This window comes from Gammaproteobacteria bacterium CG11_big_fil_rev_8_21_14_0_20_46_22, assembly GCA_002796245.1.
GTDB lineage: Bacteria > Pseudomonadota > Gammaproteobacteria > UBA12402 > UBA12402 > 1-14-0-20-46-22.
This window is the reverse complement of the sequence record PCWT01000022.1, coordinates 459-9335: the sequence shown is the minus strand read 5'-3', so window position 1 is coordinate 9335 and position 8877 is coordinate 459. Positions and strand designations below refer to the sequence as shown.

The 8877-nt window shown below is 41.2% G+C and carries 10 protein-coding genes and 1 pseudogene (1 of these 11 cut by a window edge); 5 read left to right on the top strand and 6 right to left on the bottom strand.

The window, feature by feature from the left end; genetic code table 11:
• Positions 1-177, top strand: a pseudogene (locus COV52_02275) (hypothetical protein) (it extends 717 nt beyond the left edge of the window).
• Here the strand turns inward: COV52_02275 and COV52_02270 are convergent.
• The 3 genes from COV52_02270 to COV52_02260 are packed head-to-tail and all read right to left on the bottom strand — an operon-like array spanning position 159 to position 1804.
• Entirely contained in the window at positions 159-1355 is a 1197-nt protein-coding gene (locus COV52_02270; GenBank protein PIR11758.1) for a hypothetical protein, read from the bottom strand. The pseudogene COV52_02275 and the gene COV52_02270 overlap by 19 nt on opposite strands.
• 18 nt (positions 1356-1373) lie before the next feature.
• Positions 1374-1562 (bottom strand): carbon storage regulator, encoded by a 189-nt coding sequence (gene csrA, locus COV52_02265; protein ID PIR11757.1) that lies wholly within the window; start codon positions 1560-1562, stop codon positions 1374-1376.
• Positions 1556-1804: a hypothetical protein gene (locus COV52_02260; protein ID PIR11756.1), complete on the bottom strand. Its 249-nt coding sequence runs from the start codon at positions 1802-1804 to the stop codon at positions 1556-1558. The genes csrA and COV52_02260 overlap by 7 nt, the downstream gene beginning before the upstream one ends.
• A gap of 299 nt (positions 1805-2103) precedes the next feature.
• On the opposite strand from COV52_02260, the gene COV52_02255 reads away from it, so the two are divergent.
• Genes COV52_02255 through COV52_02240 form a run of 4 tightly spaced genes read left to right on the top strand, consistent with a single transcriptional unit; the run spans position 2104 to position 4613 of the window.
• Positions 2104-2799 (top strand): hypothetical protein, encoded by a 696-nt coding sequence (locus COV52_02255; GenBank protein PIR11755.1) that lies wholly within the window; start codon positions 2104-2106, stop codon positions 2797-2799.
• Positions 2800-2804: 5 nt separating this feature from the next.
• A complete protein-coding gene (locus COV52_02250; protein ID PIR11754.1) occupies positions 2805-3170 on the top strand; it encodes a hypothetical protein in 366 nt (121 codons plus the stop codon).
• Positions 3157-3849, top strand: coding sequence for a hypothetical protein (locus tag COV52_02245; GenBank protein ID PIR11753.1), 693 nt, complete (start codon positions 3157-3159; stop codon positions 3847-3849). The genes COV52_02250 and COV52_02245 overlap by 14 nt, the downstream gene beginning before the upstream one ends.
• Positions 3850-3863: 14 nt before the next feature.
• Positions 3864-4613, top strand: coding sequence for a 5'-methylthioadenosine/S-adenosylhomocysteine nucleosidase (locus COV52_02240; protein ID PIR11752.1), 750 nt, complete (start codon positions 3864-3866; stop codon positions 4611-4613).
• Positions 4614-4702: 89 nt separating this feature from the next.
• On the opposite strand, the gene COV52_02235 is transcribed toward COV52_02240, so the two are convergent.
• The 3 genes from COV52_02235 to COV52_02225 form a co-directional block, all read right to left on the bottom strand.
• On the bottom strand, positions 4703-5581 hold the full coding sequence (locus tag COV52_02235) for an integrase (GenBank protein PIR11751.1): 879 nt from the start codon (positions 5579-5581) through the stop codon (positions 4703-4705).
• Positions 5582-6351: 770 nt separating this feature from the next.
• Complete coding sequence (locus COV52_02230; GenBank protein PIR11750.1) at positions 6352-7419, bottom strand: hypothetical protein; 1068 nt, start codon at positions 7417-7419, stop codon at positions 6352-6354.
• A gap of 11 nt (positions 7420-7430) precedes the next feature.
• Complete coding sequence (locus COV52_02225) at positions 7431-8726, bottom strand: recombinase (GenBank protein PIR11749.1); 1296 nt, start codon at positions 8724-8726, stop codon at positions 7431-7433.
• Positions 8727-8877 lie beyond the last annotated feature (151 nt).

Genomic DNA, 8877 nt, shown 5'->3' with positions numbered 1-8877 from the left:
CTCACGCGAAACAAATACTGCTCTACCGTTGAAAAATCAATATTCAGCTTTTTGGCAATCTCTTTGCTGGATAAGCCTTGTGTTGTTAGCCCCATCACTTGCTGTTCACGTTGCGTTAAATACAGTGTTCCATCTATCATAGCGAATCTCCTTGAAAATCATACAGTCACATCTTGAAAAACATTTTCAGGCGCCTTTCGATAAGAAGCCTCAGAATTACCTGAAAAATGTCGAGTTAGCTTGTAATCAGTGATAGCAAAAATAATCAGCTCTTCTTTACCAATATTGTGAGTTTGATGCTCCAGCCATCGCGGGACATAGACAACCTCACCCTTAGAGGCAGATAACACGCAGTCATCAATATGAACTTCTGCTTGTCCTTGGGCGATATAAAACACCGACTCATGTGCATGAGCATGCCTTTCGTTATGACAACCCACAGGAATTTTAAGCAAACGCGGGTCAAGCACATGGCTTGGATAATCATAACGCCCCACTGAAAATAGCAGGCTAGACGATTCACTTTTATTGCTGTAAAGCGGCGTTAATTTATCGTTGCCATGTTGATAAATGGCTTTGGCATCTGCAAATTCCGAGTGCTTAACCAGCGGTTGTAATAGTTTCAACAAACGACGATTAATCATGGCTTGATAAAGCTGACTAAAAAACTGATCTCGCAAATCAAGTGCTTGCCTGATAGCGTGCTGGCATCGCTCCAGACTAAAAGGTTGATCAATATAAGACATCGCCATTGCTTCCAAGGTGGCTGCATGCGCATCATCGCATTCGATATGAATATTAAAAAATAGCAAGTCATTTTCGGCTAACCCAACACCTAATAAGGTTTTCTTGAATACTTGATATAGCCTCGGCACAATTGCTTCGGTTGCAAACGCAAGAATCGCTGCACAACTGTCAGCCTCATTTTTTTGACAAAGTGCAATGTACTCATGGATAAATAGCTTTGTAAATGGCTCAAACTCAATCTGTTCTACATTCTCAACCTGCAAGCTATTACACAAAAAACGTTTATAAATTTCAGAATGTCTATTTTCTAAATCCTGCTCACCGGATTCTTCCCATAAGTTTTCAACCAGCATTGCACGATGCTTATCTTGCTCACTATTCATAAGGGCAGCACCCAGCAATCGTGTAAAGTGTTTAGAAAAATAATAATACTGAGAAAATAAGAACCGGCAATCTTCAAAGCTTAGTTCGGCATTCTCACAGGCAATTAGCAGTGGATTATGCCATATTTTATGCATGTTCTTTTCTTGGTGAAGAAATTCAAGATAAGTATCACGAGCTTGTGAAATTGAATTTAATGTCAACATACGACCCCCTTGTTCTATCATGATAAAATCGTTTAGCAGTTATCTAGTGCGATTCAGGCTCTTTTTTTCTGCCTTCAATTTTCCTTGAACCTCTTGTCGATTCACGCTGATATCTTTCGGTGCTTCAACACCGATTCTTACCTGGTTGTTTTTGATGCTGAGAATGGTGTAAATTATGTCGCCATTGACGATAATGGCCTCACCGAGTTTTCGTGTCAGTACTAGCATGATTTGATCTCCTTTTTAATGACTGATGAAAACCAGGCGAAACGTCCAGCGGGCATACTGGACGCGCCTGATTCCACTGCTTTTCCAAGAAGGCTAGCAGCAAGCCTGTTACTTGAGGGTGGTAGAAAATTCACATAAAGATAAGGTGTAAGTGCTATGAGTTTTTGAAAAACAAAAATCTTAAATTGAAGTGTTAAAACCTCAACTAACTCTGTTTGATTGGTTTGAATAGTTTGCATCATGCACACCTCTTATTAAGGCGAGGCAATGAAGAATCTGTTGGCTCGAATTCCATTTATTATGTTATGATTTGGCTCGAGGTATGCAGGATCATTACTTCATTACCTCATAACAGACTTGCTGGCAGTACCAGTGCTAGCAAGTCGCCTAAAATCACTCTCATCATTCTTCCGCTATTATCCGACCTAATTTATGGCTGGGAGAGTGTTTACGTGTTAGGTTAGCCCTATTTTTCTAAAAAAGCAAGAATTCTTTATAAATAAAAGAAAATTTTATAATTTATTGTTTTTTATAAAAATTAATGGATTTTTCACAACTTTTCTATAAAATACAAGGCATGGACGATAAAAAGCAGACACTCAATAACCTCTCAGAACGATTGGTTTATGCGCTTGAAATGACAGGTACACGTAAGGCTGACCTAGCCAGAGCTATTGATGTAAAGCCGCAAGTCATTCAGTTCCTATGCACAAGCGACACAAAAGCTTCTCGATTTACATTTGAAATTGCGACTGCTCTTGGGCTCAATACCCGCTGGCTTGCAACCGGCGAAGGCGCAATGTTTATTGCAGACGACCCCAAATATCAATTATTGAAGGCTTACAAACAGGTCCCGCTGCTACACAGCAAGCAAATCTGTGAAGTTTTAGAAGGAAAGCCGCTGGATAACATTGAGCCTAACGAATGGGTAGCCTTAAAAGACGGCGCAAAAGATACGTTTGCAATGCTAATGCCAGACGAAGCGATGGAGCCTACTATACCGGCAAGCGCGACTATCTTTATTTGTCATGATAAAAACTATCAACCCAATAGTGGCGATATTGTTTTAGCCTTTGTAAAACAGTTTAACGCCTTAATTGTCAGGAAATTTTCTATTGAAAACGAGATTGCGTTTTTAGTACCCGCAAACAATAAAACCTATAAAAAAAGCGAGTATACGGAGGATATGCAGATAGTCGGCATCATAACCGACTGCCAATTTTCGCTTAGGAGGTAGCTCTCATGAAGAGTTTGTTAGATAGGTTAAAAAATAGATTCTATTATTCTGTTGAAAGCATAAAAAACCGCTATCCGTGTAAGATAGTGAAAGTTAAGGACGAGGCTAACTTTGATAAAGGTACTCAAATTACCTATCAAGCCGTAAGTAAGCTTAATTTGCGTGAAGTCCCCCTGAAAGAGCTTATCGATGATTCAATGCTCATTGAAAAATTTCACCCTACAGACTGCATAAAACTTGGCTTCCTATGCGCGGCGGATATTCTTATTAAGAAATCTTCCAATCTCGAGGAAGCAAAAAAGCAATACGAAAAAATTATAAAACAAATGTTTGCTGACTTAAGTAAAGGAGGTGAACATGATACCGAATAATAAACCACTTAGGCTTAACTCAAAGTTTATTCTTCTTTTAGCTATGGCCTATATGACTGTCAGCATTTCAGCAGATGTAGTGGCTTTCAAATTTGCTTATTTCTTTGGCCTCATCGAATCAGGAGCAACAATACTTTTCCCGCTGACTTACATTATTGGTGATGTCACCTGTGAAGTCTATGGCTGGAAAATCGCAATGAAGTTGGTATGGTATGGGCTGATCTGCGAAGCTTTATTTGCTATTTTAATTACCTCAGTAATTCACCTAAGTTCATCAGGTATTGGACAGTACCAAAACGAATATACCGATATTTTAGGACACATCTGGCTGTTTGTTTTTGGCGGGATTATATCAAATGCTATTGCGGGCCTGCTTAATGTGTACTTTATATCCAAATGGAAGATATTTGCAAAAGGGCGTGTGTTTTGGATACGAAGTATTTTATCAACATGCATATCTGAGCTCATATTGATTTTATTAACCGTACTGATTGCTTTCACGCCGTTTATCCACATCAAAGCCACCATGCACATTTTTTTCGACGCATACTTTTTAGAAATTATTTATGCCTTACTTTTTGTTTATCCAGCACAGTTGCTAGTGAATTTTCTGAAGCGAAGCGAAGGTATTGATGCCTACGACTACGGCGTCTCATACAATCCATTTAAATTTATCTAAGCAAGGGGAAGGTTATGACAATCGGTATCATGGGCGCTATGCCGGAAGAAGTCGATATTATTCGTGAACAAATGACAGACATCGAAGAAACAGAGCATGGCAGTCGAAAATATTATAAGGGTAAAATTAACGACACCGACGTAGTCCTTGTGTTTTCACGCTGGGGTAAAGTCGCAGCAAGCGCCACAGCCACTTCACTTATTACTGAATTTAAAGTCGATCAGCTTATATTTACAGGCGTCGCAGGTGCCGCCTCTCCTGACCTTAATATCGGAGATATTGTTATTTCCAGTGAAGCGTATCAACACGACATGGATCCACGACCACTATTTCCAAAGCATGAGGTACCGCTGACCGGAATTACTTTTTTTAAAGCAGATGACGCTTTGATTAAAAAGGCCACGGCCGCTGCTGAAGACTTGCTTGCTCGACCAGAAGCAAAAATTCCAACAGCAGCATTAGAAAAGTTCAGCATTAGAGCGCCGCGTTGCCACCTTGGTGTTATTGCCAGCGGCGACCAGTTTATTGCAGACACAGAAAGAACAGAAGCTATTCTACGCGAACAGCCAAAAACCCTAGCTGTCGAGATGGAAGGCGCAGCGGTTGCACAGGTTTGCCATGACTATAACATACCGTTTGTTGTGATTAGAACCATTTCTGATCGCGCTGACCATGAGGCACACGTGGATTTTCCAGCCTTTATTGCTGACATTGCCCGGCATTACTCAGAGAACGTTGTGAGACATATGTTTTCTCAGCCGTAATATGCTAGGAAAGATAAATATTATGTGCGGTAATTTTTAGCTAAGCCTGTATAAAATCTCGCTTTTCTTGAGCTGCTGCACATAATGTTCTACTGACCACAATACTGAGCCACAATCGAAATTCTGCAATGGCCTAATAGGGCCGAAAGTTCTAAACGAGCATTTCTATCAATGAGCTTTTGTTCTGGTGATAGTTGCTTGCGTGATGGCCCACCTTTGGCAGGGCTTTCCCAGCCGGTTAATTCCTTATAAAGGGTTTGCGCATACTGATGGCGAAGCCCATGTGTTTTGCAAATGCCTTTTCGTCTAAAATATTGGTTGATTGTATTGCGATAGGTTTTATAACTTTTCTCGGGTGGAATGAGCGATTGCTCTTTATATTTCACCAGGGCCTTTGCTTCATCTAGCCACTGACGCTGTTCTTGTGTGCGTATCGGAATAAAACGCTCCCTGCCGCCTTTTGTCCAACTGGCCTTGAGAAAAAGCCTGTCGCCACAGTCAGCTACATGAGGCTGAATTTTGAGGCTTTCCTCAACCCGCAAGCCAAAGAGTTTTTGACCCTGCAAGCTCATTTTTCTGAGTGGCTTATTGATCTGCTCCAGATCAACATTGGTTAAATCTCGTGACTTGTCTTTATTGGTGAGGTATTGCCGCTTAGGAATTTTTAGCGTTTTGTTGTCCGGTACAACTTCAGCTTTGTTAAACTTCTCCATCAGCCATCGTAGTGCGGCGGCTTTATTGCGAAGCGTACCTGCTTCATTACCGTTAGCTTTCCAGTGGTCAATCAGCTTATAAATATGGCGAGTGCGAATGAATTTAGCCCCGTCTAATTTGTAACCCATTGACCATAAGGTATCGGCTGTTTCCAATAAGATTTTGCGTCTGTCGTCTTGTGTTCTAAATGAACCGTCTTTATTATGCTTGAGTACATTGATGAATGAGCCTTTAAAAGCATGCTTCTTTGACATAGGTTTGTTCCTCTTGGTGTTGTGTTTTTGTTTGCACGCGGCTTGCACGCCACGACCTAATTCGTAATGCTTTGTTTTTAATTTGAAAAAATATTCCTGCGCGGAGCGTCACGTTGTACATTTTCAATGTTCAACGTGACGCTCCGATAACAACCTCAACTGACCAACCATTCATGATCAGCTAAACTGATCGCCAAAAGGTGAGTGATGTTACACTCTGCATCAGCAATAATGCTGATACAGGCAACGAAGTTGCAAAAGTGTCTAAGAATGGCTGAGGCTGAAAACCTACCGCTTTGTCAGATAAAATCTGTTAAGCAAGTTGTTTCGTCAGCACGTGGTTTGCTATTGCAGCGAATACTAGACAGGCTTATTGGATAAGCCGATAAGTAGGAATCTGTCCGGCCAGTGTATGATCCAAACAGTGAGTTAAATAAAAAAAGCCGCTGCGTCTTCGGATGAGAGCAAACGGCCTTTTCGGTTAAAAAGCGTTAATACGCCAAGTTGAGTTGCCACGAAAAGTCGTGGGCTAAGTTAAAGTCAATTGCTAAGCTGAAGCTTCGGCAATGATTACATTGAAAATACCAGCCGTTTAACACAGCTGGTTAGTTAAACAGCATTATCCTGTAAAGCTTCTTGCCTTTAGAATAACACCGGACAGCAACTCATCATGAGTCACCAGGGACGCACATCGTAACCCTAAAGTTACGGTGCTGCTTCAAGTGCACGCAGCTCGAGGCTGTTTTTATAGATGCAGCCTAGCATCTTTCTTAAACTGTCTCGTCAGGCTTATCCATCTGCCTTAAAATTTCTTTTTCAATTTCTTTTGCATCCGGCAATTTGTCGCGCAAGGCTTTAGGGAGGCTGCGTGATAAAGTAAACTCTGAAACGCCGACAGGTTTGTCAACACCGCGTAACGCATATTCCACATCAACATGATTTTTGGATGTACATAAAATAATACCGATAGAAGGATTTTCCCATTGCTCTTTGACAAAGTCGTCTAGCAAATTAAGGTAGTAATTCATTTTACCAGCATATTCCGGCTTGAATTTGCCAGTCTTTAGCTCTATCGCTATCAAGCATTGCAGGCGTCTGTTGTAAAATAGCAAATCAATAAAATTCTCTGTCCCGCCGGGTGCAACAATGCGGTATTGATTACCAATAAAAGCAAAGCCGTAGCCTAACTCCAGCATGACTTCTTTAATTTTTCCCACCATGCTTTCTTCAAGCTGTGCTTCGAGTACCGGCTGGGTTAATCCTAACGTATCGAGCATATAAACGCTTTTCATCGCTTTGTCTGCTTGTTCAGCTAGATGAACGGGTAAAGCAGCCTGGAAATTATGATCTTTTTTCTCAAGAATATGGCGCTCATAGGCCTGAGACTTAATTTGTACTTCCAAAACATTACGTGTCCAGCCCATATCACGTGTAGATTTTAAATAATACTCGCGAGCCTGGTAATCCTTAACCTGCGCCAATATAAGCAAGTTTTGCCCCCAAGGAATTTCTCCAACAACTTGTTGGAGATTTGGATAATCCTTGTACTCCAAATAAAATTGCCGCATATACCATAAATTCTGGGGTGAAAATCCTTTAGTCGTCCCTTTAAAGCTTTTCTTTATATCAACAGCAAGCTGCTCAACAACCGATCTTCCCCAGCCATGCTGTTCTTGCGCTTTGACAATTTGCTCTCCAAACCACCAATACAACTCAATCTGCGCTTTGCAAGCCGCTTTAGCCATGCTAATGCGCGTCGAAACAATTTTTGACTGTGCGGCCTTCAAGAAAGCTGAATAATGCTTATCTTCAATCGTTAACTCAGATTTTTTTGCCATATTGCCACCTCTTATTCATCTGTTAATAACCCACTGCGACGATGCTGTAATTTCTCAATAGCCTTCCGCTTATGCTCTGGTGCCAAATGCGCATACACCAAAGTCATTTTAATATCAGCATGACCGAGCAGCTCTCTGACAGTATTCAAATCAACACCCGCCATCACCAATTGTGAGGCATAATCATGTCGCATATCATGCCAAGTAAAGTTTTCAATCTCAGCCATTTTAAGCACCGTCTTCCATGACTTTTTCATGTTATCAAATGGTTTTTTGCCGTCTTCTCCTGGGAAAACCAGCCCCTTTTCGCCAATCGTTGCTTTGGTTTGAGCTAGCCAGTCCATAAGCACTTGCCACGCTTGATCATCTAACGGAATAAATCGTGGTTTCTTTGTTTTAGTCACTTCTTTTGTTAAATTTAATCCTTGCTGCGCAAAATAAATGTGCTTTTCTCGTCGAATGCGTCTCAACTCACATTGACGCATTCCCGATGCCAAGCTTAATAAAATCTTGGGTGCTAAATCACTGGCGAATCGCTGCTTAGACAAATTCGGCATTAATTCATAACCTCGCGCTTCTCGCCATTGGTTGCCACGTTCTCGTGCTTTCACTAGCTGTTGTTCATACCGATCAATCGCTTTCAGCAGCCGTTTATATTCATCTTGAGTCAAATACCGAACCCTTGAAGTATCCGTTGATTTTGCCATTTCAAAATCTGCCAAAGGATGCGCTGAAATAAAACCCCATTTTTTTGCACGTGATAGCGCTGCTTTGAGCAACGCGACTTGCCGGTTTACCGTTTTCGGCATGACGCCATCTTCTTTAAATCGTTTCACTCGCCACTTTTCTAAAATCATGGGCGCTATTTCATCTAAGGGTAAATTACCTATTACCTGATTAAAGCTATTACGCAAACTTCTCAACGTGTCGTGTGCCGTATCGGCTCGATGTACGTTTAACCACGGCTCATAAACCTCATCTAAAAACCGGTTAAATGTCATAACGCCTTCTTTTGCCAACCTGGCCTCTTTTCGTACCTGAGCTGGATCGATACCTTTTGCATAGTCACCTAAAATCTTTTTCGCTTCATCCCGCGCTTCCGCTGCTTTTAATACATTTACGTCACCCAGGGTAATATGCTTACCTCGCGTATACTGACAGCGATATGACATTTTTCCGCTTGGAAAAACCCGGACCATAAACCCTTTAAGCGTCGTATCACGAACGTCATAGCGCTCTTTGCTTGGCTTTAACGTTTTAATCAAACTGTTTGTTATTGCTGCAATCATTTTAGTCAACCTTGGCATTTCAGGGGTGCTATGGGGGTGCAAAATAATTATAGGTGAATCCTAAGCAATGAACAACAAGGAACGATCAGAAATACTAAAACAATAATTAACTTGTTGATTAATAATGAATTTTATATTCATGGTGATTCAAGAAGGTTCACTGGCGTTG